This window comes from Flavobacterium yafengii (genome assembly GCF_030010375.1).
In the GTDB taxonomy this organism is placed as follows: Bacteria; Bacteroidota; Bacteroidia; order Flavobacteriales; family Flavobacteriaceae; genus Flavobacterium; species Flavobacterium yafengii.
Map to the genome: position 1 here is coordinate 476,836 of NZ_JASCRY010000003.1, position 26,322 is coordinate 503,157.

The 26,322-nt window shown below is 34.3% G+C and carries 27 protein-coding genes; 19 read left to right on the top strand and 8 right to left on the bottom strand.

Features of this window, described 5'->3' with window-relative positions; translation table 11 throughout:
* The first annotated feature begins 33 nt into the window (after nucleotides 1-33).
* Genes QLS97_RS12305 through argH form a run of 4 tightly spaced genes read left to right on the top strand, consistent with a single transcriptional unit; the run spans nucleotide 34 to nucleotide 4,153 of the window.
* A complete protein-coding gene (locus QLS97_RS12305) occupies nucleotides 34-981 on the top strand; it encodes an N-acetylornithine carbamoyltransferase (protein ID WP_282717033.1) in 948 nt (315 codons plus the stop codon).
* Nucleotides 971-1,756: an acetylglutamate kinase gene (gene argB, locus QLS97_RS12310; RefSeq protein ID WP_282717034.1), complete on the top strand. Its 786-nt coding sequence runs from the start codon at nucleotides 971-973 to the stop codon at nucleotides 1,754-1,756. Before QLS97_RS12305 ends, argB begins: the two co-directional genes overlap by 11 nt.
* Entirely contained in the window at nucleotides 1,753-2,823 is a 1,071-nt protein-coding gene (locus QLS97_RS12315) for a M20 family metallo-hydrolase (RefSeq protein WP_282717035.1), read from the top strand. Before argB ends, QLS97_RS12315 begins: the two co-directional genes overlap by 4 nt.
* Nucleotides 2,824-2,872: 49 nt before the next feature.
* On the top strand, nucleotides 2,873-4,153 hold the full coding sequence (argH, locus tag QLS97_RS12320; RefSeq protein WP_282717037.1) for an argininosuccinate lyase: 1,281 nt from the start codon (nucleotides 2,873-2,875) through the stop codon (nucleotides 4,151-4,153).
* Between the two features lie 85 nt (nucleotides 4,154-4,238).
* Here the strand turns inward: argH and ytxJ are convergent, their stop codons facing one another.
* Nucleotides 4,239-4,628, bottom strand: coding sequence for a bacillithiol system redox-active protein YtxJ (gene ytxJ / locus QLS97_RS12325; protein ID WP_282717038.1), 390 nt, complete (start codon nucleotides 4,626-4,628; stop codon nucleotides 4,239-4,241).
* A 145-nt stretch (nucleotides 4,629-4,773) separates the two neighbouring features.
* Here ytxJ and clpB point away from each other — a divergent pair, with 145 nt between their 5' ends.
* The gene (gene clpB, locus QLS97_RS12330; protein ID WP_282717039.1) at nucleotides 4,774-7,377 is read left to right on the top strand and encodes an ATP-dependent chaperone ClpB; all 2,604 of its coding nucleotides are present in this window, start codon (nucleotides 4,774-4,776) and stop codon (nucleotides 7,375-7,377) included.
* A 144-nt stretch (nucleotides 7,378-7,521) separates the two neighbouring features.
* Here the strand turns inward: clpB and QLS97_RS12335 are convergent, their stop codons facing one another.
* Nucleotides 7,522-7,989, bottom strand: a complete 468-nt coding sequence (locus tag QLS97_RS12335; RefSeq protein WP_282717040.1) for an OsmC family protein — start codon at nucleotides 7,987-7,989, stop codon at nucleotides 7,522-7,524.
* Nucleotides 7,990-8,191: 202 nt separating this feature from the next.
* Here QLS97_RS12335 and QLS97_RS12340 point away from each other — a divergent pair, with 202 nt between their 5' ends.
* The 5 genes from QLS97_RS12340 to QLS97_RS12360 all read left to right on the top strand — a co-directional run bounded on the left by QLS97_RS12340 (nucleotide 8,192) and on the right by QLS97_RS12360 (nucleotide 12,186).
* Entirely contained in the window at nucleotides 8,192-9,061 is an 870-nt protein-coding gene (locus QLS97_RS12340) for a DUF808 domain-containing protein (RefSeq protein ID WP_282717041.1), read from the top strand.
* Nucleotides 9,062-9,537: 476 nt separating this feature from the next.
* Nucleotides 9,538-10,194, top strand: coding sequence for a hypothetical protein (locus QLS97_RS12345; protein ID WP_282717043.1), 657 nt, complete (start codon nucleotides 9,538-9,540; stop codon nucleotides 10,192-10,194).
* Nucleotides 10,195-10,400: 206 nt separating this feature from the next.
* On the top strand, nucleotides 10,401-11,048 hold the full coding sequence (locus QLS97_RS12350) for a hypothetical protein (protein ID WP_282717044.1): 648 nt from the start codon (nucleotides 10,401-10,403) through the stop codon (nucleotides 11,046-11,048).
* A 170-nt stretch (nucleotides 11,049-11,218) separates the two neighbouring features.
* Nucleotides 11,219-11,593 (top strand): hypothetical protein, encoded by a 375-nt coding sequence (locus QLS97_RS12355; RefSeq protein ID WP_282717045.1) that lies wholly within the window; start codon nucleotides 11,219-11,221, stop codon nucleotides 11,591-11,593.
* A gap of 152 nt (nucleotides 11,594-11,745) precedes the next feature.
* Nucleotides 11,746-12,186: a putative quinol monooxygenase gene (locus QLS97_RS12360; protein WP_282717046.1), complete on the top strand. Its 441-nt coding sequence runs from the start codon at nucleotides 11,746-11,748 to the stop codon at nucleotides 12,184-12,186.
* Nucleotides 12,187-12,256: 70 nt separating this feature from the next.
* Here QLS97_RS12360 and QLS97_RS12365 read toward each other — a convergent pair whose 3' ends face one another.
* A complete protein-coding gene (locus tag QLS97_RS12365; protein ID WP_282717048.1) occupies nucleotides 12,257-12,538 on the bottom strand; it encodes a hypothetical protein in 282 nt (93 codons plus the stop codon).
* Nucleotides 12,539-12,849: 311 nt separating this feature from the next.
* On the opposite strand from QLS97_RS12365, the gene QLS97_RS12370 reads away from it, so the two are divergent.
* Complete coding sequence (locus QLS97_RS12370; RefSeq protein ID WP_282717050.1) at nucleotides 12,850-13,737, top strand: carbon-nitrogen hydrolase; 888 nt, start codon at nucleotides 12,850-12,852, stop codon at nucleotides 13,735-13,737.
* A 78-nt stretch (nucleotides 13,738-13,815) separates the two neighbouring features.
* On the opposite strand, the gene QLS97_RS12375 is transcribed toward QLS97_RS12370, so the two are convergent.
* Nucleotides 13,816-15,342 (bottom strand): choice-of-anchor I family protein, encoded by a 1,527-nt coding sequence (locus tag QLS97_RS12375; RefSeq protein ID WP_282717052.1) that lies wholly within the window; start codon nucleotides 15,340-15,342, stop codon nucleotides 13,816-13,818.
* A 185-nt stretch (nucleotides 15,343-15,527) separates the two neighbouring features.
* Between QLS97_RS12375 and QLS97_RS12380 the strand changes: the two genes are divergently transcribed.
* On the top strand, nucleotides 15,528-16,568 hold the full coding sequence (locus tag QLS97_RS12380) for an agmatine deiminase family protein (protein WP_282717053.1): 1,041 nt from the start codon (nucleotides 15,528-15,530) through the stop codon (nucleotides 16,566-16,568).
* An 82-nt stretch (nucleotides 16,569-16,650) separates the two neighbouring features.
* Here the strand turns inward: QLS97_RS12380 and QLS97_RS12385 are convergent, their stop codons facing one another.
* Entirely contained in the window at nucleotides 16,651-18,918 is a 2,268-nt protein-coding gene (locus QLS97_RS12385) for a M1 family metallopeptidase (protein ID WP_282717055.1), read from the bottom strand.
* 172 nt (nucleotides 18,919-19,090) lie between these two features.
* Between QLS97_RS12385 and QLS97_RS12390 the strand changes: the two genes are divergently transcribed.
* The 3 genes from QLS97_RS12390 (at nucleotide 19,091) to QLS97_RS12400 (ending at nucleotide 21,203) form a co-directional block, all read left to right on the top strand.
* On the top strand, nucleotides 19,091-19,942 hold the full coding sequence (locus tag QLS97_RS12390; RefSeq protein ID WP_282717056.1) for an aldose 1-epimerase family protein: 852 nt from the start codon (nucleotides 19,091-19,093) through the stop codon (nucleotides 19,940-19,942).
* Between the two features lie 15 nt (nucleotides 19,943-19,957).
* Nucleotides 19,958-20,506, top strand: a complete 549-nt coding sequence (locus QLS97_RS12395) for a GNAT family N-acetyltransferase (RefSeq protein WP_282717059.1) — start codon at nucleotides 19,958-19,960, stop codon at nucleotides 20,504-20,506.
* 145 nt (nucleotides 20,507-20,651) lie between these two features.
* Nucleotides 20,652-21,203, top strand: coding sequence for a DUF3575 domain-containing protein (locus QLS97_RS12400; RefSeq protein ID WP_282717060.1), 552 nt, complete (start codon nucleotides 20,652-20,654; stop codon nucleotides 21,201-21,203).
* Between the two features lie 3 nt (nucleotides 21,204-21,206).
* Here QLS97_RS12400 and QLS97_RS12405 read toward each other — a convergent pair whose 3' ends face one another.
* The gene (locus QLS97_RS12405) at nucleotides 21,207-21,437 is read right to left on the bottom strand and encodes a VF530 family protein (RefSeq protein ID WP_282717061.1); all 231 of its coding nucleotides are present in this window, start codon (nucleotides 21,435-21,437) and stop codon (nucleotides 21,207-21,209) included.
* 48 nt (nucleotides 21,438-21,485) lie between these two features.
* Between QLS97_RS12405 and QLS97_RS12410 the strand changes: the two genes are divergently transcribed.
* On the top strand, nucleotides 21,486-21,968 hold the full coding sequence (locus QLS97_RS12410; RefSeq protein WP_282717062.1) for a phosphoglycerate mutase family protein: 483 nt from the start codon (nucleotides 21,486-21,488) through the stop codon (nucleotides 21,966-21,968).
* 97 nt (nucleotides 21,969-22,065) lie between these two features.
* On the opposite strand, the gene QLS97_RS12415 is transcribed toward QLS97_RS12410, so the two are convergent.
* Nucleotides 22,066-22,749: an OmpW/AlkL family protein gene (locus QLS97_RS12415; RefSeq protein WP_282717063.1), complete on the bottom strand. Its 684-nt coding sequence runs from the start codon at nucleotides 22,747-22,749 to the stop codon at nucleotides 22,066-22,068.
* 143 nt (nucleotides 22,750-22,892) lie between these two features.
* Here QLS97_RS12415 and smpB point away from each other — a divergent pair, with 143 nt between their 5' ends.
* Nucleotides 22,893-23,345: an SsrA-binding protein SmpB gene (gene smpB / locus QLS97_RS12420; protein WP_282717065.1), complete on the top strand. Its 453-nt coding sequence runs from the start codon at nucleotides 22,893-22,895 to the stop codon at nucleotides 23,343-23,345.
* Between the two features lie 81 nt (nucleotides 23,346-23,426).
* Nucleotides 23,427-24,476: a Fic family protein gene (locus QLS97_RS12425; protein WP_282717066.1), complete on the top strand. Its 1,050-nt coding sequence runs from the start codon at nucleotides 23,427-23,429 to the stop codon at nucleotides 24,474-24,476.
* A 38-nt stretch (nucleotides 24,477-24,514) separates the two neighbouring features.
* Here the strand turns inward: QLS97_RS12425 and QLS97_RS12430 are convergent, their stop codons facing one another.
* On the bottom strand, nucleotides 24,515-25,156 hold the full coding sequence (locus QLS97_RS12430; RefSeq protein WP_282717067.1) for a protein-L-isoaspartate(D-aspartate) O-methyltransferase: 642 nt from the start codon (nucleotides 25,154-25,156) through the stop codon (nucleotides 24,515-24,517).
* A gap of 144 nt (nucleotides 25,157-25,300) precedes the next feature.
* Here QLS97_RS12430 and QLS97_RS12435 point away from each other — a divergent pair, with 144 nt between their 5' ends.
* On the top strand, nucleotides 25,301-26,266 hold the full coding sequence (locus tag QLS97_RS12435) for a Gfo/Idh/MocA family protein (RefSeq protein WP_282717068.1): 966 nt from the start codon (nucleotides 25,301-25,303) through the stop codon (nucleotides 26,264-26,266).
* Nucleotides 26,267-26,322: the final 56 nt, after the last annotated feature.

The window sequence follows — 26,322 nt, forward strand, 5'->3', positions numbered from 1 at the left end:
AATTAACGAATTAACGATTAAACAAATAAAACAATGAACTACATCTCCATACAAAACATAGATTCGCTCAACAAATGGGTGAAAGAAGCATTGAAAATCAAGAAAAAACCACTTAAAAACAAAAAACTGGGTAAAAACAAAACCTTGGGAATGTTGTTTTTTAATTCCAGTTTAAGAACGCGTTTGAGTACTCAAAAAGCAGCTTTGAATTTAGGAATGAACGTTATGGTAATGAATTTTACCAGCGAAGGTTGGACATTGGAATTTGAAGATGGAGCCATCATGAACTCGGGTGCTTCGGAACATATTAAAGAAGCTGCGGCCGTCGTTTCTCAATATTGCGATATTATTGCCATCAGAGCTTTTGCTGGATTGGTTGACAAAGAAAAAGACAATGCCGAAACCGTTCTTATGGGTTTCTTGAAATACGCCACGGTACCAGTTGTCAATATGGAAAGTGCTACCGGACATCCTTTGCAATCGCTAGCCGATGCCATTACGATGGCAGAATACAAAACAGAACACAAGCCAAAAGTAGTTTTGACTTGGGCACCACACCCTAAAGCTTTACCTCAAGCAGTTCCTAATTCTTTTGTGGAAATGATGCAGTTACAAGATGCTGATTTTGTTATCACGCATCCCGAAGGGTACGAATTGAATCCTGAAATCACGAAAGATTCCAAAATTGAATACGACCAAGATAAAGCTTTTGAAAACGCCGATTTTATTTATGCCAAAAACTGGAGCAATTACAAGGAATACGGAAAAATTACGAATTCCGACCCAAACTGGACGGTAACTGCCGATAAAATGAAATTGACCAACAATGCTAAATTCATGCACTGTTTACCGGTAAGACGTAATGTAATTGTTACTGACGAAGTAATTGACAGCGAAAATTCAATTGTTATCAAGCAAGCCAACAATAGAACCTATGCCGCACAATTAGTGTTGCAAAAAATATTGGAAAATGGAAAATAAAAAACCGGTAACGCTAATAAAAATTGGAGGAAACATTATTGATAATCTAACGGAATTATCACAGTTTTTATCTGATTTTTCTAAAATTGAAGGCTATAAAGTACTCGTTCACGGTGGCGGAAAATCAGCTACCAAAATGGCCGAAAGTATTGGTTTAGTTCCTCAAATGATTGATGGAAGACGCATCACCGATGCCGCTATGCTTGATGTAGTTGTGATGATTTATGCAGGTCAAATCAATAAAAATATTGTGGCTCAATTACAAGCAAATTCCACCAATGCGATGGGATTTTCCGGTGCTGATGGGAATTTAATTCAATCGGATAGAAGAAACCATCCAACCATCAATTATGGTTTTGTGGGCGATGTCAAAAAAGTGAACACGCAATTATTGGAAACGTTGCTTTCAACTGGTATAGTTCCTGTATTTTGCGCAATAACACACGATGGAAAAGGACAATTATTAAACACGAATGCGGATACCATTGCCAGTGAATTGGCGATTGCTTTATCGGAAGTTTTTGATGTCACTATGAATTATTGCTTCGAAAAACCGGGTGTTTTATATGATGCTGAAGACGATTCTTCTGTAATTGAGAACATCAATCAAGAATTATATTCCAAATTAAAGGCCGAAAAAGCGATACATTCAGGCATGATTCCTAAATTAGACAACTGTTTCAACAGTTTATCCAAAGGAGTTCAAAAAATAAAAATTGGTCATCACAGGATGTTACAAGATAAAACGGCATTGTACACTACAATTACATTATGAAGAGTATAGAAATCCTTACACAAGAAGCCATTGCGCTATTAAAGTCGCTGATTGAAACGCCTTCCTTTTCAAGTGAAGAAGACAAAACAGCCCTTTTAATCGAAAATTGGTTTACACAAAATAGTATCTCTTTCGAAAGAGAAAATAATAATATTTGGGCTTTCAATAAACATTTTGATAAAACCAAACCAACGCTTTTATTGAATTCACACCACGATACCGTAAAACCAAACCAAGGCTATACCAACGATCCTTTTGAAGCCATCGTCAAAGACGGTAAATTATTTGGACTGGGAAGCAATGATGCGGGAGGTTGTCTGGTTTCGCTTTTAGCCACTTTTGTACATTTTTATTCGAATGAAAATCTGCCTTACAACATTGTAATGGTCGCTTCAGCAGAAGAAGAAAGCAGTGGAAAAAATGGATTAAACAGCGTTTTAAAACATTTACCGGAATTGGAATGTGCTATTGTAGGTGAGCCCACTTTAATGCAATTGGCAGTAGCCGAAAAAGGTTTATTAGTACTTGATATCATCGTAAAAGGTACTGCCAGTCACGCCGCCCATAATAATCTGGATAATCCTATTTACAATGCAATTCCCGTAATGGAATGGTTTAACAGCTATCAATTCGAAAAAATATCGGAGGTTTTAGGTCCCGTAAAGATGACTGTAACACAAGTGACTGCTGGAAAACAACACAATGTAGTCCCTGCGGAATGTCATTTGGTTGTCGATATCAGGGTGAATGATTGCTATAACAATCAAGAAATATTAGATACCGTAAAAAAACATTTGACTGCCGAAGTCAATCCGCGTTCGATGCATTTGAATGCGTCATCGATTCCTGTTGCACACGATTTAGTGCAAGCCGGAATTGCCTTGGGAAGAACCACCTATGGCTCGCCTACCCTTTCGGATCAATCGGTTTTGAGTTGTCAGTCCTTAAAATTAGGACCAGGCGAAACCCTGCGGTCACATTCAGCAGACGAATTTATATTTATAAACGAAATAGAAGAAGGAATTCAATTGTATATAAAAATACTAACTGATTTTTTCAAACAATAATATGTAGGGACAAGTCGCGACTTGTCCCTACAACAAAAAAAAAACACCTATGAAACTTTGGGAAAAAGGAATACCAACCGATAAACAAATCGAACATTTCACCGTTGGAAACGACAGAGAACTGGATTTAGTTCTAGCAAAATATGATGCTTTAGGTTCTATTGCACATGCAAAAATGCTGGGACAAATCGGGCTTTTAACAGACTCCGAAACCGTTTCTTTGGTTTTGGCTTTGGAAGAAATCATAAAAGATGCTGAAAACGGTAATTTCGAAATCGAAGACAGTTTTGAAGACGTGCATTCTAAAATCGAATATTTACTTACAGTAAAATTGGGTGACGCCGGAAAAAAAATTCACACTGCCCGTTCTCGTAACGACCAAGTTTTGGTAGATGTTAATTTATATCTGAAAGATGTAGTTAAAGAACTAAAGGAACAAGTAAAAACATTGTTCGATTTGCTAATGGAATCCGCAGATAAACACCAAAATGTATTGTTGCCAGGATACACACACCTTCAAATTGCGATGCCGTCTTCTTTCGGAATGTGGTTTTCCGCTTACGCCGAAACTTTGATTGATGACATAACAATGCTAAATGCTGCTTTGAAAATTGTAGACCAAAACCCATTAGGTTCAGCCGCAGGTTATGGAAGTTCGTTTCCTATCAACAGAACATTCACCACAGAGGAATTAGGTTTTGAGACCTTAAAATTCAATTCTGTAGCAGCACAAATGAGCCGTGGAAAATCAGAAAAAACGGTTGCTTTTGCAATGAGTAGTGTTGCTGCTACTTTGGCGAAGTTTTCTATGGACGTTTGTTTGTATATGAGCCAGAATTTTGATTTTATCACTTTGCCTTCGCATCTTACAACCGGTTCGAGCATTATGCCTCACAAGAAAAACCCGGATGTTTTTGAGTTGATTCGTGGGAAATGTAACAAAATTCAAGCGTTGCCATACGAAATCACATTAATCACCAACAACCTTCCAAGTGGCTATCACAGAGATTTACAATTGTTGAAAGAAGGATTGTTTCCAGCGATTCAAAACCTGAAAGCCTGTTTGGATATTGCAATTTTTGCTATCAAGGACATTAAGGTAAAAGAACATATCTTAGACGATAAAAAATACGACTATTTGTTTACGGTAGATTCCTTGAACGAAATGGTGGTTGCAGGAATGCCTTTTAGAGATGCGTATAAAGCCGTTGCTGAACAACTGGAAAATGGAACTTTTCAATCTCCAAAAGAAACCAAGCATACGCACGAAGGAAGTATTAACAACCTTTGTTTGGATGCCATAAAAAAGAAAATGGACGATTCATATTAATTCAGGACCAAAATAATTGTTACAAAAAAATCCATCAGCCGCGACTGATGGATTTTTTTATATTCCAAATTTAAACTGTTGGTTCTTATACCTTTTTACTTAATTCTTCCGCATCAATATCACTGTGCGAAACATTATAAATGGCTTTTCCTTCCTTAATTAAAATCAATTGCGGGGACTGATGCGTTATACCAAATTGATCTGCAATGGCATTAGAAATAGCTCTATATGCTATTAAATCTAAAAAATAAGGCGTAACTTTATCTGAGCTATTAAACTCATTTTCAAACTGTTTCAGTGCCATCCTACTTACACTGCATCGTGTACTGTGTTTAAAAATTGCTACTGGTTTTTCATTCGAAATAGCAATAATTTCATTCAGTTGCCCTAAATCGGTTAGTTCATTCCAGTTGATTTTATTTTCATTTAAATCCTTGTCGTCTGAACTATTAAACATATTTTTTAAAAAACTCATAATTGTCTTATTTTAAGACATTTTGACTTTAAAATATGATAAAAATCATGAAATTTCTGTCAATTTGTCGGTAATATTGTATTGGAATATAAATTGAATATTGATTCGCAAAGTTAGTCAAATAACCACAAAACAATATAACATCATGAACATAAATAAATTCACTATCAAATCCCAGGAAGCCATTCAGCTTTCGCAACAATTGGCACAAAGCCAAGGACAGCAACAAATAGAAAACGAACATATTTTCAAGGCTATTTTTGAAGTCGATGAAAATGTGGCTCCTTTTATTTTGAAAAAACTGAACGTAAATGTGCCATTATTTCTTCAAATATTGGATAGCACGATTCAGAGTTTCCCGAAAGTTTCCGGTGGCGAAATAATGCTTTCCAGAACCGCAAACACAACGCTTAACGAAGCCGAAATTATCGCTAAAAAAATGAATGATGAATTCGTTTCTGTGGAGCATTTAATTTTGGCGATCTTTGATTCTAAAACCAAAGCGGCCCAAATTTTAAAAGATCAGGGCGTAACCGGAAAAGGATTGAAAGCCGCAATAGAAGAATTGCGAAAAGGCGAAAGAGTAACTTCTGCCTCTGCCGAAGAAACCTATAATTCATTAAATAAATACGCAAAAAATCTAAACGAACTGGCAAGGTCTGGAAAACTGGATCCTGTTATTGGTCGCGACGAGGAAATTCGCAGAGTATTGCAAATTCTAACGCGTCGAACTAAAAATAATCCTATGCTAGTGGGAGAACCTGGAGTGGGAAAAACTGCCATCGCCGAAGGATTAGCACACCGAATTGTCGATGGAGATGTTCCTGATAATTTGAAAGATAAAATCGTGTATTCCCTTGATATGGGAGCGCTTATTGCCGGTGCCAAATACAAAGGGGAATTTGAGGAACGACTAAAATCAGTAGTTAAAGAAGTGACTTCAGCCGAAGGTGATATTGTTTTATTCATTGACGAAATCCATACGCTTGTAGGAGCCGGCGGTGGTGAAGGCGCGATGGATGCGGCAAATATCTTAAAACCGGCGTTGGCTCGTGGCGAACTGCGTGCTATCGGGGCAACCACATTAGACGAATACCAAAAATACTTTGAAAAAGACAAAGCACTCGAAAGACGTTTCCAAAAAATAATGGTCGAAGAACCGGATACCGAAAGTGCGATTTCTATTTTGCGTGGAATCAAAGAAAAATACGAAACGCACCATAAAGTCCAAATCAAAGACGATGCTATTATTGCGGCTGTTGAATTATCGCAACGCTATATTACGAACCGTTTTCTTCCGGACAAAGCGATTGATTTAATGGATGAGGCAGCTTCTAAACTGCGTATGGAAATCAACTCCAAACCCGAAGAACTGGATGTTTTGGATCGAAAAATCATGCAGTTGGAGATTGAAATTGAAGCCATTAAACGAGAAAAAGACGAAAGCAAACTTAAAGTTTTGGGAATGGATTTGGCCAATCTCAAAGAAGATCGCAACGAAATCTACGCCAAATGGAAGTCAGAGAAAGATGTAGTTGATAACATTCAAACGGTAAAAACGGAGATTGAAGACTTTAAATACGAAGCCGAACGTGCCGAACGTGATGGTGATTATGGAAAAGTAGCCGAAATTCGTTACGGTAAAATCAAAGAAGCACAGGAACGCTTGGATGTTTTACTGAAAGAATTACAAGAAAACCAATCTGGAACTTCATTGATAAAAGAAGAAGTGACCCGCGAAGATATTGCCGAAGTCGTGGCCAAATGGACTGGAATTCCAGTGATGAAAATGCTTCAGGGCGAACGAGAAAAACTATTGAAACTGGAAGATGAATTGCACCACAGAGTGGTAGGACAGGAAGAAGCGATTCAAGCGGTAAGTGATGCCGTGCGCAGAAGCCGTGCTGGATTGCAGGATATGAAGAAACCAGTGGGAACTTTTCTTTTCCTTGGAACAACGGGAGTTGGAAAAACGGAATTGGCAAAAGCCTTAGCGGAATACCTATTTGACGATGAAAATGCGATGACGCGTATTGACATGAGCGAATACCAAGAACGCCACAGCGTAAGCCGTTTGGTGGGTGCGCCTCCGGGATATGTAGGTTATGATGAAGGCGGACAATTGACCGAAGCCGTTCGTAGAAAACCCTATTCCGTAATCTTATTGGATGAGATTGAAAAAGCGCATCCCGATACGTTTAATATCTTGTTACAAGTTTTGGATGAAGGACGTTTGACAGATAACAAAGGACGTTTGGCCGATTTTAAAAACACGATTATCATCATGACTTCGAATATGGGAAGCCAAATTATTCAAGAAAAATTCGAAAACCTGAAAGGAAGCGTGGAAGCCGCAACCGAATTGGCTAAAGTGGAAGTATTGGGATTATTGAAACAAACGGTGCGTCCTGAATTCATCAATCGTATTGACGAAATCGTAATGTTCACGCCATTAACCAATGAAAACATTGCTCAAATCGTAGGGCTACAACTGAAAAATGTAACCAAAATGCTGGCACAACAAGGCATCACGATGGACGCCACTCCAGAAGCTATTGCCTATTTATCTGAGAAAGGATACGATCCGCAATTTGGAGCGAGACCCGTGAAAAGAGTGATTCAAAGAGATGTTCTCAATGAATTATCCAAAGAAATTCTGTCCGGAAAAATAACTACAGACAGCATCGTTTTGATAGATGCGTTTGATGGAAAACTGGTTTTTAGAAATCAAACAGAATTAGTTTCTTAATTGGAATAATTTAAAAAAAATGAAAACATCAGTCGAAAGGCTGGTGTTTTTTTTATATCATTCTGTTTTTTAGAAGTAAACCAGCTCTGATTTAATTGCTGTTTTACAATCAGTATCCAAAAAAAGTAAATGTGTACATCTTCTTTAATCTATAGCTTCAATTTCACAAATGGGAAAGTGCAGAATTGGAAAATTACACGAATTGGCTATAAAACAAAGTTGGTTTGCTTTTTTATGCAAACTAAGTGCCTCCTCTATTTTTTCTTTGTTAGTAATACGAACTTTCGGATTCAGTTTAATCGCAATAAAACGACCGCTACCGTCAGCCGAAACCTCCAGAGTTGCCTCCGCTTCGTCTGTATAAGACACCACATCGATATCATTTTGTTTACAAACATATAAATAAGACATCATGTGGCAGGAAACCACACTACTCAATAATAGGTCTTCGGGATTGTACAAAGCCGGATCGCCTTTGAAAGCTTTAGCAGCCGAAACATGTAGAACAGCCTTACCGTCAATCGTTATGGTATGACTTTTAGTATAGGTTGCCGCTTCCTTTTTGGAAAAAAGCCAATCTAATTTAGCTTTAAATACATGTTTGAATCCCATAATTATTTTTATTTCAAAAGTAATTAAAAACAGTATCGTTACTACAGAAAGGTTTTGGGTGAATATTAACTAAAAATTCATCCGTTTTATAAATAGAGTAAATAAAAAAAGTTTTAGATTCGCATCAATAAACAATCAAAACGCGCAGATTAGATTTTGGCAAAGCAATACCAAAATCAACGCAGTTTCTAAAACAATAAAAATGGCATCAGGTTTTTTCGCACTATTAGATGATATCGCAGCAATTATGGATGATGTTGCAGTAATGAGTAAATTTGCAGCAAAAAAAACGGCTGGTATTTTAGGCGATGATTTAGCCGTAAATGCAGAAAAAGCCTCCGGATTTATCTCCTCAAGAGAACTTCCCGTATTATGGGCAATCGCAAAAGGTTCTTTCATTAATAAAGTAATCATTTTACCCATCGCCTTTCTGCTGAGTGCTTTTTTACCGGTGGCTGTTATCATAATCTTAGTACTCGGCGGACTTTATTTAGCCTACGAAGGTGCCGAAAAAATATACGAATACTTCTTTCCGCACGAGCATGCAAAACACGAAATTTCGTTGGAACCGTTGACCGAAGAACAAATTTTAGCCTTTGAAAAAGAAAAAATAAAATCAGCCATCGTAACCGATTTTATTTTATCAGTAGAAATCGTAATTATTGCACTAGGCACTGTAATTGGAAAACCCATTTTATCTCAGATTATGGTTGTTTCCATCATTGCAATAATAGCAACCGTAGGTGTTTACGGGATTGTAGCCCTAATTGTAAGAATGGACGAAGCAGGTTTAAAACTGATAAGCATGAGTACCAAAGAGCGTAGCTTCTCAAAGACTATCGGAAATATTTTAGTACAAGCCTTGCCAAAAGTCATCAAGAGTTTATCCTTTATCGGTACAATCGCATTATTATTAGTGGCAGGTGGTATATTCGTTCACAACATTGATTTTTTACACGGTATTTTACCCCAATTACCCGCCATCGTAACAGAATTTTTAATCGGTCTTGTATTCGGGGGAATTGTTTTGGGAATTGTAACCCTGTTCAAAAAGATCATTGGCAAAAAGTAAGCAGCAATTGAATACATTTTAGCCATATGCATAATTTAAAAACAAAGAGAACATCAGTCGAAAGGCTGGTGTTTTTTTATGCCTTTTTTTTAGGAGCAGAACATTTCTTATTTTTCAAGACGAGTTGTCCCGCTGTCCGCAGTATCTTTTTATAAACGCAACCCTCTCGGGTTACATTTATAAAAAGGAAACTTGCTCCCATCGGGGCTATTTGACCACGCGTTTTTTCCAGAATAAAATTTTCGAAAAAAGTGTTTTATTAAAATTAGATTCTGTTATCAATCATATTGGAATAAAAAAATTCATCAATAATTTGTAAGAAAATTTTAATATATTTGTTTGCTATATCGCTATAAAGTAGCGCCTATCCAACCAAAATGAAATGTATATATGCGCTACAAAGTAGCGCATATATACAAGTTATGCGGTATTTTAGAGCCGAACGAAACCAAAAGAAACTAATTTAAAACACAATAATGAAAGTAGATTATATAGAAAATAAAAATGATATTGTAATACAAAAAAGTGGAATTATAAGCCTTGCCAAACTATATAAAATGCTTGAATTGGAAACTGCTTCCGATTGTATCGATGTAAAATCAAATGCGGGTATTTTATACCGAAAAATATCAAAAGAAATTGCAGATACTATTCCGACTCAAAGAGGATTTTATCTTTGGGGAAATTTTAATGAGAAAAAATTTTGGACAAATATATATCTCGGAAAATCAGGCGAAGGCAAAATTACTTCCTTGAAACAACGAATTTTAGAAGAGTTAAGAGATGAAAGAGCTTTTATCGTTAAACATTTTCACACTGAGGACGAAATTAAAGCTAAATCATCATTAGCTTTTCCAATAATGTGGGAGAAGCAATATCATAAAGAATTACCTCGAAACCTAAAGAAATACGGAACTACACATATTGTTTGGGCGACATTTGAAATGACAGACAATAAAATTATTGAAGAAGTAGAAAATGATTTAATCGAATCAATAAATCCGATTTCTAATATTCGTAGAACTACTCCTCCAACGCATTTAAATGAAGAAACGATAAATATATTGAAAGAGTTTAGGCGTAATATTCACCAAGAAAGACAAGATTTAAACTTTAAATTTAATATGATTTAAAAACGAAACCTGCTAAAAAAACACCGCATAACAGCTACTACAACGGATTTGGGCAATAGGCTTAATAGGAAAATGGTTTTGTATTTGGGATGATTTGGCAAATCCGAGAATAGGGCTTAATTTAGTACCAAACCCGCTGTAGTACCAGAACGTTAGCAGTAAGCATCCACGACTCCTAATTTTAAAGACAACATTTCTAAATTGACATGAAAAATAAAATTAATACTGATTACTCCAAAAGATTTATAGGTGTGAAACTTTTCAGAGAAGACTTTGAAAATATTCTATCACTCGCAGAAAAAACTCTTCAGCAAGTAGAAATTCATGATTCAACCAACATGTATGAAAATCTAGATGAAGTTATCACACACAAAGGTCAGAATCCAAAGGAAATAAGTATTACTGGAAGAAATAGAGATTTTTCACTTGAATATTTCTCGTTCGATGTGAAAAATGATTATGTATCTATTTATTCTCGAGGTTCTGAAAAAATGTATTCATTTGGATTAGAAATTGCTGAACTCATCAAAAACAAAGAAGATAAATACTACACAACCTTAAAACCTCATAATTTATTATACATTACTTTTCTTGCGTCGACATCATTAATTCTATTTATTGACAAAGAGACAAAAACGTTAAGTCAACCTTGGTTATTATGGTTCGTTGGAGTCTTAGGATTACTTACGTTATTTTCATATTTTTATAAATATTTATGGGTTGGATTAACTCTAGTAAAAAGACATGAATATGGTTTTTGGAATAGGAATAAAGACAAAATTATCTTAGCATTGTTTGGAATAATCGCCGGCAGCATAATAACGCTTTTAATACAATTAATATCTTCAAAGTAAAAAATGCCTACTGCTAACAGCTGTTTGGCAAGATTTGGGTTTTAGGTTTAATTTAAAATTGGTCTTGTATTTGGAAAATTAGCGATAAACCAAAAAATAAATCTTAATTTAGACCCAAATCTCGCCAAGCCGGCGGGACCTTAGCGTCAAGCTTTTAAAAAATCCTAACAATGAACGAATATTACCAAAAAAGAATTATATCAATCATTAATAGAGAAATAGAGATAGATAAAAAAATCAGGGTTGAACTTAATTCAATAATCAAATTGCTACCTATAGATAAAAAAAAGAATCTAACCTTATCTCTAGAAACTATTCAAAATAAACACTTTAAAACTATTTTAAACAAAATCAAAGACGAACTTGACCAATCTCAAATCTCAGATTTTGATGACTCGCTTTTAAGTCCACTGGCACAAAATAGAATCGAAGAAATTTTAGAACTTAATTTGACTAATTTATCTGAAAAAGAACAAAAAGAGATAGATCGTAATTTGAATATTCTTGATGATATTTATAAGAATATTGATAAAACTAAATATTGATAAACAAGTTAAGCCCACTCTCCAAAGTCTCCTGACTTCAGAGTCGTCATAAGGAAACCCAAATAAAAATATCCGCAGACTATTTAAAACCTAGAAACCGCTCCTGAACATACAAAAGCAAACAACTTATTGATAAATATCAAAAAGACCTCTTGACCTATTATAATTTAAACTTCAACACAATAGATATGAAAACATTTAAACCAACCCATACATTATTGACTGTAATAGTCACTTTATTTATACTTTCCTTTAGTACAAATACTGTGGCTCAGGAAAAAATTCAAATGGTAAGATTGGCAAAAATCAAGGTTGATCCAATGCAATTGGACAAGTATACTATTGCGCTAAAAGAACAAATGACTACTGCAGTTCGTCTTGAGCCAGGGGTATTAACTTATTACGCCGTTGTGGACAAAACCGAACCATCACACATCACAATACTTGAAATATATGCTGATACAACGGCATACAAATTACACATAGAAACAACTCATTTTAAGAAATATAAGGAGACTGTTAAAGATATGGTCAAATCTTTGGAACTGGTAGATGTAACTCTAATTGGCTCGGCTAATAAAATGAAAAAATAACCTATAAAAAAATGACTATTTCCGTTACTGTTAGAAAAAATAACAGCTCCAAATAATTAAAGAATATATACTAAAACAACTTATATATTCTGTGAATTGGAATCATCACGCCTTGCTTTAACATAACATTTTTGTCTGTAACACCCCAAACCGTAGTATCTACTATTTTTTTGGATTCGTCATCTTCAAAGAAAATTTTAATTTTTGAATGCTCAAGATTACCCAATGATAAAGCCCTATTGATATCACTTATTCTCGTTTTTATTTCGTCAGCATCATCAAGAACATCTGTTGCCGGAAATTTAAGAAGAGCTATGTCTTCTTTATCTATGATTTGGAATTCTTCTGTCATAATTGTAAAAATTTAATTAATTATAAATTACTTGTATTGTAGTAAAACAGAACCCGTTTTATTAGCTATAATACTATACAAAAATAAAACCTACTTGACTTTGTTAATGCCAATTTTATATTAATTTTTCTCCTGCTCAAAGTATTGCTAGTATCGGCAATTATTCTCTATACCCTTTAGATCACTTCTCTCATCTTCATTGAAGTTCTTAAAACAATATTTCCAAAGACTATTTTAAACCTAAAAAACGCATTGCCCCTATTTTCTACTCTTTATAAAATTCACTATTTTTGCAATCTAAAATTTTAGTCATGCCAAACAAGAAATACAAAATAGCGGTCATTCAATTGAATCTTAATAATATTGCCGAAAACAACTTAAAAAAATGTATCAGTTGGGTTCGTGATGCCGCCAACCTTGGTGCCGAAGTTATTTCGTTACCGGAATTATACAGCAGTCATTATTTTTGTCAAAGCGAAGATGTAGATAATTTTGCTTTGGCAGAACCATTGTACAGTACTTCGTTTATTGCTTTTAGCGCTTTGGCAAAAGAATTAGGCGTAGTGATTATTGTTCCTTTCTTCGAAAAAAGAATGGCAGGAATCTACCATAATAGTGCGTACATCATTGATACAGATGGTTCAGAAGCAGGATTGTATCGCAAAATGCACATTCCGGACGATCCTCATTTTTATGAAAAATTCTATTTCACGCCTGGTGATTTAGGTTTTAAAACGATACCAACCAAAAAAGGAAAAATAGGAACCTTAATTTGTTGGGATCAATGGTATCCTGAAGCAGCTCGTTTGACTGCTTTACAAGGTGCTGAAGTGTTGTTTTACCCAACAGCAATTGGTTGGCATCCACAAGAAAAAGAGCAATACGGTGAAAACCAACATGGCGCTTGGATGAGTGTTATGAAAGGGCACGCAGTTGCAAATGGCGTGTATGTTGCAGCAGCAAATAGAATTGGTTTAGAGCAATACTTGCCAGATACGGCGGGAATTCAGTTTTGGGGATCTTCGTTTATAGCGGGACCACAAGGCGAAATTTTGGCGCAAGCCTCACACGACAAAGAGGAAATCCTTATTGCTGAAGTGGATTTAGACTTACAAGAAAATGTGCGTCAGAACTGGCCTTTCTTTAGAGACAGAAGAATAGACGCTTTTGGAGATATTACTAAAAGAGCGATTGATTAAGTCGCCTTTCGATACTAAAAAATCCCTGCTAAGAAATATTTCTAAGCAGGGATTTTTATTTAAAGTAAACTTCTAAATCTAATTCAAATCTGGTTGGAATATTTTAACGACACCATCGCCTTCACTGCTTACCACCACTAAACTTCTTTTGGTAGGACTTTTTGAAGCTGGAATAAAAAGTAAACCTTCAGGCGCATCACCCGTTTTAAAAGTCTGTAAAAATTTTGGAGCAACAGGATTCGAAACATCATACACCATAACGGCATCTACTCGTTCCAACCCAACAAAAAGAATCGTTTTATCGCCCATTTTAGTCACTACAACTGATTCTGGCTCTACTGATTTATCATCACTTCTGGCATCATCATAAATACCCAATTCTTGTGCTTTTTTATCTAGTTCATTTTTACTGTCGAATACCATTTCTCCTGTGTTTCCATTCCAAATTGAAAAAGAGCGGGCTCCAAAAGAAACTAATTCATCAAAATCACCATCACCGTCTGTATCACCCATTTTGGTATTGATATTCAATCTTCCCATGCTTGCCTCTGCCTTTAAAGCAGCCGCGTTTGGAAATGCTATTGGATCCAAAATAACAGACGAACTGCTGATTCTTTTTACATCTACAAAAGCAGAATATTCTCTGGCATCTCCTTCATTTGCAGTAACAAAATAAGGGATTTTATTGATTTCAAAACTACTGATAGCATCCGGTTGAAACATTCCTTTCAATTTCCACACATTAGTAAAAACACCCCCATCTTTATCGCTGATATCGATAGCATTTTCGGCAAGATTGTAATCTTTATAGCCTAATGGAAATACATTCGTGATTGTTTTAGTTGCCAAATCAATTTTAGCCACTCCGTTATTTTCCTGTAAAGTCACCCAAGCCGTTTTTGAATCCGAGGAAATCGTGATGTATTCCGGTTCAATATCAGAGGCAAAATTATTAGTTGGACTTGCAATTCTGAATCCTTTTGTTTTTAGTGTACTCAGTTGATTGCTAAAACTTCCGAAAGTTAAAGTTGTCACCGCATAATTATTATTAACCGCAATAATAGAAACAGAACCGTCCGGATCTATCGAATACGTATCATTTGGCTCACCTTCATTAGCAGTCATAATATAATTCCCGTCAGGAGAGAAAGTAATCATATCCGGTAAAGCACCAACCGTGATTTCTTTGATTACACTGTAATTAGCCGTATCAAAAACGATCACTTTTCCGGCATCTTGCTTATTTGGTTTTGCTTCCAATGCCACTGCTAGCTTTCCATTATAGGTAGCAACACTATTTGAAGCTCCATTAAACGGGGTTAAATCGATACTTGTTATAAAAACTGGACTAGATGGATTAGACAAATCAATAACATCAATCCTATTCGTATTACTGTTGTTTACGGTAAATAATTTTTTAGAAACTTCATCATACGCACTTATTTCAGCAGCTCCGGCGCCACCAATAGTAATGGAACCAATTTCTTTGAAAGTAGCTGCATTTTCATTTACAACCAACTCTGGAGATTCCTCTTTATTTGAGTCATTTTCGCAACTTGACAATATCATAATTGCCACTAATAGTGTAATACTATATTTTTTCATAACTGTATTTTTAAATTTTTTCAAAAATAACTAGCTGAAGCCCGACAAAAATTAACTCAATATTATATAATCATTACCAAAACTATTCTTATAAATTTATGAGTTGGCAAAAATGAATGGTTGCTAACTATTTTAAAATCCTACTGAATGTTTATATTTGCAGTCTTTAAAATTAGAAACGCTGTATGACTACAAATAATAGAAGATTTCCTGCCGAATGGGAAAAGCAACAAGGAATTTTACTGTGTTTTCCGCACAACGGTAAGGATTGGCCAGGGAAATACGAAGCAGTTCAATGGGCTTTTGTGGAATTCATTAAAAAAGTGGCTACTTTCGAACAAGTCTTTTTAGTAGTTGCCGATGATAACCAAAAAGAAAAAGTCAATACAATGCTGGAAACGGCTCATGTAGCGCTAACAAATATTTCCTACATCATTCATAAAACCAATAGAAGTTGGATGCGTGATTCGGGTCCGATAATCGTTAAAAACGGAACCGAAAGAGAAGCGTTAAACTTTAATTTTAATGGTTGGGCAAAATATAAAAACATTCAATTAGACAAATTCGTTCCTGCGAAAGTGGGCGAATTTCTAAATATTCCTGTGACTCAAGTCCTATATAAAGGAAAACCGGTAATTGTAGAAGGTGGTGCTATTGACACCAATGGACACGGTACTTTACTGACTTCCGAAGAATGTTTGATGCATCCTTATATTCAGGTTCGGAATCCAAATTTCACCAAAGCAGATTACGAAGCGGTTTTCAAGGAATACCTTGGAATTACAAATGTGATTTGGTTAGGCGACGGAATTGAAGGCGATGATACACACGGACACATTGATGATTTATGCCGATTTGTAAACGAAGATACTATTGTGACTATTGTAGAAACAGATCCAACGGATCATAACTACAAACCGTTGCAAGACAATTTAAAACGCTTACAAAACGCCAAACTGGAAAATGGTAAATCACCTGTAATTGTAGTTTTACCAATGCCAAAACGTCTAGAATTTGACGGCTTGCGATTGCCAGCGAGTTATGCAAATTTCCTGATTTTGAACAATTGTGTTTTGGTACCTACTTTTAACGACAGTAATGACCGAAAAGCGTTGAACATACTTGCAGAATGTTTTCCTGACAGAGAAATCATCGGGATTAGCGCTACTGATTTCATTTGGGGTTTTGGAACATTGCATTGCCTAAGTCAGCAAATTCCAGAATAGATTTAGAAAAAAATAGATTCCATAAAAAAAGACTTGTAACATTAATTGCTACAAGTCTTTTTTATTTTATTAAGCCAAAATACTATTTGTCTTTGGTAAATGGAATTTTTTGCCCTTCAGGTACAATCATATCAAATCCGTTTAAATTGTCATTAAATTCAAATTTAAGTCCCGCTTGTTTCGATTCAAAACTGTTTTTTCCAGTTGGTTCCACTGTGAAACTTGGATAATTGGTTATCAAAACATTTAACGCACCATTTTTCTCTGAAAAAGTAATTTTTAGTGGCGCCATTTTAGTTGAAAAAGTTCCTAAATAACCATCCAGAATAACATCTTTTTCAATCAAACCTTTATCTGCTGTCCAAGTGTTATTTGCTGTATTGGTATCTGGTAAAACATGATCTGGATCTAGTGTGATGCTTTCAATTTCCTCTGTCGAATTGTGTTTGAAAGACCAAGCTTTGTTTCTTTGCCAAACTTCAACCGGCAATTTAACACGCGTTATTTTTCCGCTTTTCGTTTTTACGTCTAAACTTACTGGCATAGCCATTTTTTCGAAGTTTTCAATCGAAATTACAACACCTTGTTTAGGATCGTTTTTCACGTATTTTATCGAATTAATTCCTTGGTCTAAACGCCAATTGTATTGGAACCAACCTCTCCAAAACCAACTCAAGTCCTCTCCCGCAACATTTTCGATTGTTCTAAAGAAATCGTCCGGTTGTGGATGCTTGTACGCCCAGCGCTCAACATAAGTTTTCAAAGCTAAATCAAAACGTTCCGGTCCTAAAACTTGCTCACGCAAAATGATTAATCCAGAACTTGGTTTTGAATATGCTAAAAGACCAATATTAGTCTCTTTCATATTATCCGGAGAACTCATTATAGTTTCAAGATTCGGACTTGTATACACTTCCGCTCTTTGATGCATATCAACTGGCTTTTCTTTGTATTCACCATTATTAAAATCTACTGAACTCAATGAATTAATAAAAGTATTAAAACCTTCATCCATCCAAGCAAACATTCTTTCGTTTGATCCAACAATCATAGGAAACCAAATGTGTCCAAATTCATGATCTGTAACGCCCCATAAATCCTCGCCTTTAGACTCCCAACTACAAAAAACAATTCCTGGATATTCCATTCCGCCTTCGTTTCCGGCAACATTTGTAGCCGCAGGATACGGATATTCTAACCATCTTTTAGAATAATTTTCAATAGAAGCTTTCGTATATTCTGTCGAACGTCCCCAAGCTGCATCTCCCGCACTTTCCAACGGATAAACTGAAACGGCCAATGATTTCTTTCCGCTTGGCAAATTGATTTTTGCTGCGTCTAATATAAATGCCGCTGAAGATGACCAAGAAAAATCACGGGCATTTTTAATTTTATAATTCCATGTTTTAGTAGTTGTTGAAACTATTTTTGATGAATTTTCAACTTCGGCAGCAGTACGGATAAAAACTGTTTTATCACTTTGTTTTGCTTGTGCTAATCTACTTTGCTCCACAGTAGAATAAACCGCTGTAGGATTTAGTAATTCACCGGAAGCTACCACAATATGATTCGATGGTGCTGTAATACTCACATCAAATTCACCATATTCTAAGTAAAATTCCGATGCTCCTAAATACGGATTCGTATTCCAACCGCGTACATCATCATACACACACATACGTGGATACCATTGCGCAATGGTGAAAATCTTACCGTTTTTAGTTTCTAAAACTCCCATTCTGTCTGAACCTTCAAAAGGCGCTATAAAAGAGAAATCGATTTTGATTTTAACAGAACCACCTTTTGCATTTAAACCCTGCGGAAGAAAAACCTGCATTCTAGTATCCGTAATAACGTACTTAGCTTCCTTTTCGGTAGAAATACCTTTTACAGTAGTAATTACTTTGACAGATTTTATTTTATGACCGCCATCAAAAATTTGGCCTTGAGCCCCATTTCTGCTTCCTGTTAAAGGAACAACTGCATTTCCACGGGAATCTGCTTTGAATAAATTTTGGTCTAAGTTCATCCAAACAAAAGCCAATTTATCCGGGCTGTTATTTGTATACGTGATGATTCCTGTTCCAGAAATTTCGTTATTTTTTTCATCCAATTTTGCCGTTAATTTATAATCAGCACTGTTTTGCCAATATTCAGCTCCTGGTTGCCCACTTGCTGAACGTGTACTTGTTCCATTTTTAGAGTAAAAATGTGGAGCAAAAGCATCATGATAATCGTATTTTGAAACTGCATTACCAGATGCATTTGTTGGGTTTTGTTGTGCCCAAATGGACGTAACTCCCAATAATAAAGTCAGATGTAAGATGACTCCGAAGCGAATATTTTTCATTTTCTTATGATTTATATCACAAATTAATGAAAAAAAAGAGGATTTTAAACTATTAAGAAAGAATTGATTCCATTTTAAATAAATAAAATCAAGCTTAAACCTAATTAGAATTAAAAATTATAAAATATATTTACCATACAAAATCAATTTTTTAAACTAACGAAGAACAATTTTGATAACTACAATAAAAAACTCAATTCTAACTGCTGAAATCAAACATTTTGGTGCCGAATTAATTTCCTTAAAAACAAATCTGAATAAAGAATACATTTGGGAAGGGAATCCTAATTTTTGGGGCAAGCACTCTCCTATTTTGTTTCCAATTGTTGGAACATTAAAAAACAATTCCTTTCATCATAATGGAATGGAATATCATTTATCGCGACATGGATTTGCCAGAGACATGGAATTTGAATTAATCAATACAACAGAAAATAGTGCTACTTTCTCCATACAATCTTCTGACGAGACCTTAAAAGTATATCCTTTTGAATTTGAATTACAGCTGATTTATACATTAGACAAAAATAATTTATCCATTGCATATAAAGTAATTAACAAAGGAAAATATACGATGCCCTTTGCTATTGGAGCACATCCTGCTTTTGCTTTGCCAAATCAATTCGAAAATTATTCTATTGCTTTTGAAAAAGAAGAACCGTTGGAATATTATCTTTTGGAGGATGATTTAATTTCAAATAATACGAAGCAATTAGAAGTTCATAATAAACAGATTCCGCTAACGTATGAATTATTCGAAAATGATGCTTTAATTTTCAAAGCATTACAATCTAATTCCTTGACGATTTTAGAAAATGAAATTCCAATTTTGAGAGTACATTTTAAAGATTTTCCAAGTTTAGGAATTTGGACCAAAATGAATGCGCCTTTTCTTTGTATTGAACCTTGGTTTGGTTATTCGGATACCAATGAAAACTCCGGAAATCTATTGGAGAAAGAAAGTGTTCAAATTTTAAAAGCCGATGAAACTTTCCATTCAAAATTCAGTATCGAAATCCTTTAATTAAAAAAATAAAATATGTTAACTATAAATTTCAGTCCATTTCCCAATTTAGAAACCGAACGCTTGCTTTTAAGAAGAGTAGATACTAATGATATAAAGGAGATTTTTGCATTGCGATCTAATCCGGAAACGATGAAATATATCCCAAGACCTTTAGTAAAAACGGATGAAGACGCCTTGGAACATATCGCAATGATAGATACCAAAATAGAAACTAATGAAGGCATCAATTGGGCGATTACGTTGAAAGATAATCCAAAATTAATTGGAGTAATTGGTCATTACAGAATAAAACCCGAACATTATCGTGCCGAAATTGGCTATATGTTACTTCCAGAATATCACGGAAAAGGAATTGTTTCTGAAGCGGTGAACGAAGCTGTAAATTACGGTTTTAAAATAATGAAATTGCATTCCATTGAAGCAATCTTAGATCCTGAAAATCATGGATCTGCAAAAGTTTTAGAAAAAAACGGCTTTGTCAAAGAAGCACATTTAAAAGAAAATGAATTTTTTGAAGGCCGATTTTTGGATACGGTAATTTATTCTATTTTAAACAAATAGTGTTTATTCCTGTCTTCCTTCATAATGTTAAAATACGTTTAAACTGACAATATTGACTTTAAACATAAAAGGCAATCAAACATTAATAGTTATATTTGCGCCTGTTTTTAGTCAATATTTGACAAAAAAAGTAGAAACCTCCCTTATGAAAAAATTATTTATCGCCTCTTTTCTGTTCTTTTCCTTTTTATCACAAAGTCAAACTTATATAAAAGCAAATGCTTTTACTACTTTATTGACAGTTCCAAATGTTGGGATTGAAACCAGTATTGGAGAAAAATCAACTTTACAATTTGATGTCTTAGCTTCTTTATGGAAATCAGTAGATGGCAACCCTAGAGAATTTTATACTTTCACACCCGAATATAGATATCATTTTAAAGAGAAATACAATGGTTTTTATGCAGGTGCGCATATTGGTGCGAGTATTTTTAATTTTCAAAAATGGAATTATATAAACACTGACAACTATGAAAAAGGTTTTGGATATTTCATAGGTTCAACTATTGGATATCAAGTAAAAATCAATGATAAATTTATACTGGATTGTTTCCTAGGTGGCGGTTGGCATCAAGGTTTTTACAAAGGCTATTTAATAAGTACAGGAGAACGTTATGACGGAGCCAAAGACTACAACAAAAGTGGTGAATGGTTGCCTTATAGAGGTGGAATTATGGTTTCCTATAAGCTAAACTAAAATCTATTTGGGTAATTTAGCCACTGATTTTATATACAAATCTTCTACTTGCTTTCTTGCCCAATCCGTTTTTCTTAAAAAAGTCAAACTGGATTTTATACTTGGATTATCTGTAAAACATTTAATTTTTATTAATTCTCCAAGAGTATCAAACCCATAATAAGCAACTAATTGTTCAACGATTCTTTGAAGCGTAATTCCGTGAAGCGGATCTTTCGATTTTGAGTTTTCCATTTTGCAAATATATTAAAATCGTAAATACTAATTTTTAAATTTATTCAAATGAAAAAGTATCTATTAATAATCGCTTTATTTGTTTTACAAATTAGTTTTGGACAAGAAAGTACAACTACATATTACTTCATACGCCATGCTGAAAAAGTAGATAATTCTCAAAATCCTGATTTATCAGAAATTGGCCTCGAAAGAGCTAATCTTTGGAGTAAAATATTCTCAGAAGTTGGTTTTGATGAAATCTACTCAACGGATTATAAAAGAACAACACAAACCGCAAGTCCTACCGCTACAGCTAAGAAGATTAAAATTAAACTGTACAATCCTAAAACTACAGCCATAGATTCATTCAAAAAAGAAACACTCGGTAAAAAAGTTTTGATTGTAGGTCATAGTAACACTACACCTAATTTTGTAAATCAAATTATTAATCAAAAAAAATATGCAGATATTGAAGATACAACTTTTGGTAATCTTTATATTGTAACTATAGTTGATAAAACAATCTCATTCCAATTACTGAAATTATAATAAAATATTCACGAGAAGTAAAAATGAAAACATGAAAAAAGTCACTATTGTATGATAGTGACTTTTTTTATTAGTGACGATTGCTACTGATTTTTTTTTAAAATTTCATTCCCAATCCCATTCCTAAAATCAATGGATTAATCGTAACATCTGCAGGAATACTTAGTCCTGGCGATAAATTTGAAGCATCAACAGTTACGTCAGTTTTTAGAAATAATTTTTTAGCATCAACATTGATAAAGAAAGTATCGTTCAACATTAAATCAAAACCTACTTGAAAAGCATAACCGACATTATTTTTATAGCTTACATTTTTAACTGTATTTCCATCCTCTACATTATAGAAAATAGTATAATTGATTCCAGCACCAACATAAGGTTTAAATACTTTTTCTTCAAAAGGTGTAAAATGATATTGCAGCGTTAGTGTTGGAGGCAATAACCAAACATTTCCTAAATCTATGTTGACATTATTTGGTCCTCCAATTGCAGAAATATCTGAACCAACCGTATTAACATCATGCTTGGTAGTTGCCAAAATTAATTCGGCTGCAAAATGCTTTGTGAAAAAATAAGTAAAGTCCAATTCAGGAACAAATGTGTTTGAAAGAGAAACATCGCCACCAATAATTCCAATTTTAGCACTTTCGTCTGGAATAACCGCAATTCCTCTGACACGAGCCTGCCATTTTTTAAAATCTTGAGTACTATTTTGTTCTTTGGTTTGTGCATTTAATGTCAAAAAAGACACTGCCATAAAGGCTAAGATAATTTTTTTCATTTTAACTTTGATTTAAATTGTTAAACAAATTTAAGCTTGAGCCTTTCATTATTAACTGATATAAATCATAGTTTGAAAATTATTTACACTTATTTTAGGGCTTATTACTGGATAAATTTTCAATTTTATTATACATTTGCACTATGCTAAAAACAATAAACATATTAAACAAAAGAGCTCGATTTGACTATGAAATAATCGAGACTTTCACTGCTGGAATTGTTTTAGCCGGAACCGAAATCAAATCCATTCGATTAGGAAAAGCAAATATTACAGAGAGTTTTTGTGAATTTAGTAACAATGAACTTTTTGCAATAAATACTTACATTGAAGAATACACTTTTGGTAATCAATTTAACCACAAGGCTAGAAGTGAGCGTAAATTACTTTTAAATAAAAGAGAGTTAAAAAGCTTAGCAAGAAGCGTTCAAGCGAAAGGATTGACAATAGTTCCATTGAAATTGTTTACCAATGAAAAAGGGATGGCTAAACTTCAAATTGGCCTTTGTAAAGGAAAGAAAACTTACGACAAGCGCGAATCTCTTAAAGAACAGGATACCAAACGCGATCTAGACAGAATCAAAAAATCATTTTAAATTAAAAGAAAATTGAAATAAATTATTTTTAACTTTAAAAAATGACTAAATTTGTCAAGACAATTAAAAACATTTTTAAAAATGAAAACACTACTCAAAAATGCAAGAGAACTAAAAGGGCTCAAAACTAGAGAAGTGGCTCAACTTTTAGGAATTGATCAAGCCTTAATAAGTAAATTTGAAAGCGGAACCAGAAAACCTACAAGGGAACAAGTCGTGAAACTAGCATCTTTGTTGGAAATCGATTTAGAAACAATAATGGTTGTTTGGCTTAAAGAAAAAATTCTTTATGAAATTGGCGAAGATGAATTTGCACTAAAAGCATTATTGGTTGCAGAAGAAGAAATAAGATATCAAAGCAAACCTTCCAAGAAAAAATTATCTACTACACTTCAGAAAATTTTAGATGAAATAGATACTTTGAAGACAAAACTGGATGGGTTTCTTCAATTTGACAGCTATCGCATTGCACAAGCTTTAGAGCTAGAATATACTTTTGAAAGTAACCGTATCGAAGGAAACACCATGACGTTGCGTGAAACCGATTTAGTTATCAATGAAGGTCTAACTATCTCTGGAAAAAGTATGCGGGAACATCTTGAAGTGATTAATCATCAAGAAGCGATTGCCTACATAAAAGATTTAATGCAAAGAAATAGTTCCATAAATGAACGCGAAGTACTGTCTATTCATAATCTTATTTTGAGAGGGATTCATCCTGAAGATGCAGGTCGTTATAGAAAAGTTCAGGTGATGATTCAAGGAAGCAGCCATATGCCACCACAACCTTTTCTGGTTGCCAAAGAAATGGAAAATTTTTTCATTTGGTATGAAACCAATAAATCAATCCTTCATCCTATAGTTTTGGCTGCCGAAATACACGAACGATTAGTCACTATCCATCCATTTATTGATGGGAATGGCAGGACTTCACGCTTGGTTATGAACTTGATTTTATTACAACACGGTTATATTATCGCTAACATAAAAGGGGATTATGATAGTAGAATGCAATATTACCAAGCACTGGAAACAGCCCAAACTAAAAATAATAAAGAAGATTTTTTATTGTTCATCGCTCAAATGGAAAAAGAAAGCCTGGAACGGTATTTAAATATTATTGGTCAATAAAAAACCCGTCTCGCTTAAAATAACGAGACGGGTTTTATTTAATTTTTATCTTCTAATAAAGGAACGAATCGAAACTCACCAAATTCATGTTTTTCGAATTGAGTTTCATTTTTCCTGATTAGCAAAGTCATGATTTGTACCTCTTCGCCTAATGGAATGACTAACCTTCCTCCTATTTTTAGCTGCGCCATCAATGGCTGTGGAATAAATGGAGCTCCTGCAGTTACGATAATACTATCAAAAGGAGCATAACTTGGTAATCCTTTATATCCATCTCCAAAAGAAAGATGTTTAGGACGAATGTTCAGCTTTGGAAATAAAACAGAAGTTTGCTTAAACAATTCTTTTTGTCTTTCAATGCTAAATACTTTCGCTCCTAACAAACATAAAACAGCTGTTTGATATCCTGAACCTGTTCCTATTTCTAAAATTTTATGCTCTTTTTTTACTTCTAATAATTGAGATTGAAAAGCTACAGTGTACGGTTGCGATATCGTTTGGCCTGCACCAATAGGAAATGCTTTATCTTGATAAGCATAATCTTCAAAACTGGAATTCAAAAATAAATGTCTTGGAATCTTTTTTATCGCCTCCAAAACACTTTTATCAGTAATCCCTTTTTGTTCTAAAACGCTTACTAATTGATTCCGAAGTCCTTGATGCTTGGCTGTGTCTTTCAAAATTTACTATTTTATTTTGGTAAAAATAGAAAAGAATTTCTGAATTCAAATGTTGGATTTTAAATTTTAAATTAACTGAATAATTGTTTCATATCAATAATAGATTAATCATTTTATTGCTATTTTTGTAAAAATTACATCGTTATGCTGAAAATTGGAGTATTAGGTGCTGGTCATCTAGGAAAAATACATTTGCGTTTATTACAACAATCTGACAAATATGAATTAGTTGGTTTTTATGACCCAAATCAAGAGAATGCTGAAAAGGTTTCTAAAGAATTTGGCTATAAACATTTTAGCACAATTGCCACTCTTATTCATGCAGTTGATGTAATTGACATTGTTACACCAACTCTTTCTCACTACAAATGTGCTAAAGTAGCCATCAAATCTGGCAAGCATGTTTTTATCGAAAAACCCATTTCAAATACGGTTGAAGAAGCCGAAGAAATTATCGCTTTGGCAAAAGAGTACAATGTAAAAGGTCAAGTTGGACATGTGGAGCGTTTCAATCCAGCGTTCATTGCTACCAAAAACATGATTGAAAATCCCATGTTTATAGAAACGCATCGTCTTGCTGAATTCAATCCTCGTGGAACCGATGTTCCCGTAGTCTTGGATTTGATGATTCATGATATTGATGCTATTTTGAGCGTTGTAAAATCTAAAGTGAAAAATATAAATGCCAGTGGCGTCTCGGTTATCAGTGACACACCGGATATTGCCAATGCAAGAATAGAGTTCGAAAACGGTTGTGTTGCCAATTTAACGGCGAGCAGAATTTCGATGAAAAACATGCGTAAATCTCGTTTTTTTCAAAAAGACGCTTACATCTCGGTTGATTTCTTAGAAAAAAAATGCGAAGTGGTAAAAATGAAAGATGCCCCGGAAGTTCCCGGCGATTTTGATATGATTTTACAAAATGCTGAAGGAGTAAAAAAACAAATCTATTTCTCCAATCCAGATGTAGAACAAAACAATGCCATTCTGGATGAACTGGAATCATTTGCAGATGCTATAATCAATGATACAGAACCTGTTGTAACATTGGAACAAGCGACCGAAGCATTAAGAGTAGCGTATCAAATTATTGATTGTTTTAAAAAGTAAATAAAATTTGTTTAAAGTTTAAGGTTTAAAGTTGCTCGAGAGAACTTTAAACTTTA

Bases quoted from the DNA above. Each gene is read 5' to 3' on its own strand.
- QLS97_RS12305 (WP_282717033.1), top strand. From the start codon at position 34: ATGAACTACATCTCCATACAAAACATAGATTCGCTCAACAAATGGGTG.
- argB (WP_282717034.1), top strand. From the start codon at position 971: ATGGAAAATAAAAAACCGGTAACGCTAATAAAAATTGGAGGAAACATT.
- QLS97_RS12315 (WP_282717035.1), top strand. From the start codon at position 1,753: ATGAAGAGTATAGAAATCCTTACACAAGAAGCCATTGCGCTATTAAAG.
- argH (WP_282717037.1), top strand. From the start codon at position 2,873: ATGAAACTTTGGGAAAAAGGAATACCAACCGATAAACAAATCGAACAT.
- ytxJ (WP_282717038.1), bottom strand. From the start codon at position 4,628: ATGAGTTTTTTAAAAAATATGTTTAATAGTTCAGACGACAAGGATTTA.
- clpB (WP_282717039.1), top strand. From the start codon at position 4,774: ATGAACATAAATAAATTCACTATCAAATCCCAGGAAGCCATTCAGCTT.
- QLS97_RS12335 (WP_282717040.1), bottom strand. From the start codon at position 7,989: ATGGGATTCAAACATGTATTTAAAGCTAAATTAGATTGGCTTTTTTCC.
- QLS97_RS12340 (WP_282717041.1), top strand. From the start codon at position 8,192: ATGGCATCAGGTTTTTTCGCACTATTAGATGATATCGCAGCAATTATG.
- QLS97_RS12345 (WP_282717043.1), top strand. From the start codon at position 9,538: ATGAAAGTAGATTATATAGAAAATAAAAATGATATTGTAATACAAAAA.
- QLS97_RS12350 (WP_282717044.1), top strand. From the start codon at position 10,401: ATGAAAAATAAAATTAATACTGATTACTCCAAAAGATTTATAGGTGTG.
- QLS97_RS12355 (WP_282717045.1), top strand. From the start codon at position 11,219: ATGAACGAATATTACCAAAAAAGAATTATATCAATCATTAATAGAGAA.
- QLS97_RS12365 (WP_282717048.1), bottom strand. From the start codon at position 12,538: ATGACAGAAGAATTCCAAATCATAGATAAAGAAGACATAGCTCTTCTT.
- QLS97_RS12370 (WP_282717050.1), top strand. From the start codon at position 12,850: ATGCCAAACAAGAAATACAAAATAGCGGTCATTCAATTGAATCTTAAT.
- QLS97_RS12375 (WP_282717052.1), bottom strand. From the start codon at position 15,342: ATGAAAAAATATAGTATTACACTATTAGTGGCAATTATGATATTGTCA.
- QLS97_RS12380 (WP_282717053.1), top strand. From the start codon at position 15,528: ATGACTACAAATAATAGAAGATTTCCTGCCGAATGGGAAAAGCAACAA.
- QLS97_RS12385 (WP_282717055.1), bottom strand. From the start codon at position 18,918: ATGAAAAATATTCGCTTCGGAGTCATCTTACATCTGACTTTATTATTG.
- QLS97_RS12395 (WP_282717059.1), top strand. From the start codon at position 19,958: ATGTTAACTATAAATTTCAGTCCATTTCCCAATTTAGAAACCGAACGC.
- QLS97_RS12400 (WP_282717060.1), top strand. From the start codon at position 20,652: ATGAAAAAATTATTTATCGCCTCTTTTCTGTTCTTTTCCTTTTTATCA.
- QLS97_RS12405 (WP_282717061.1), bottom strand. From the start codon at position 21,437: ATGGAAAACTCAAAATCGAAAGATCCGCTTCACGGAATTACGCTTCAA.
- QLS97_RS12410 (WP_282717062.1), top strand. From the start codon at position 21,486: ATGAAAAAGTATCTATTAATAATCGCTTTATTTGTTTTACAAATTAGT.
- QLS97_RS12415 (WP_282717063.1), bottom strand. From the start codon at position 22,749: ATGAAAAAAATTATCTTAGCCTTTATGGCAGTGTCTTTTTTGACATTA.
- smpB (WP_282717065.1), top strand. From the start codon at position 22,893: ATGCTAAAAACAATAAACATATTAAACAAAAGAGCTCGATTTGACTAT.
- QLS97_RS12425 (WP_282717066.1), top strand. From the start codon at position 23,427: ATGAAAACACTACTCAAAAATGCAAGAGAACTAAAAGGGCTCAAAACT.
- QLS97_RS12435 (WP_282717068.1), top strand. From the start codon at position 25,301: ATGCTGAAAATTGGAGTATTAGGTGCTGGTCATCTAGGAAAAATACAT.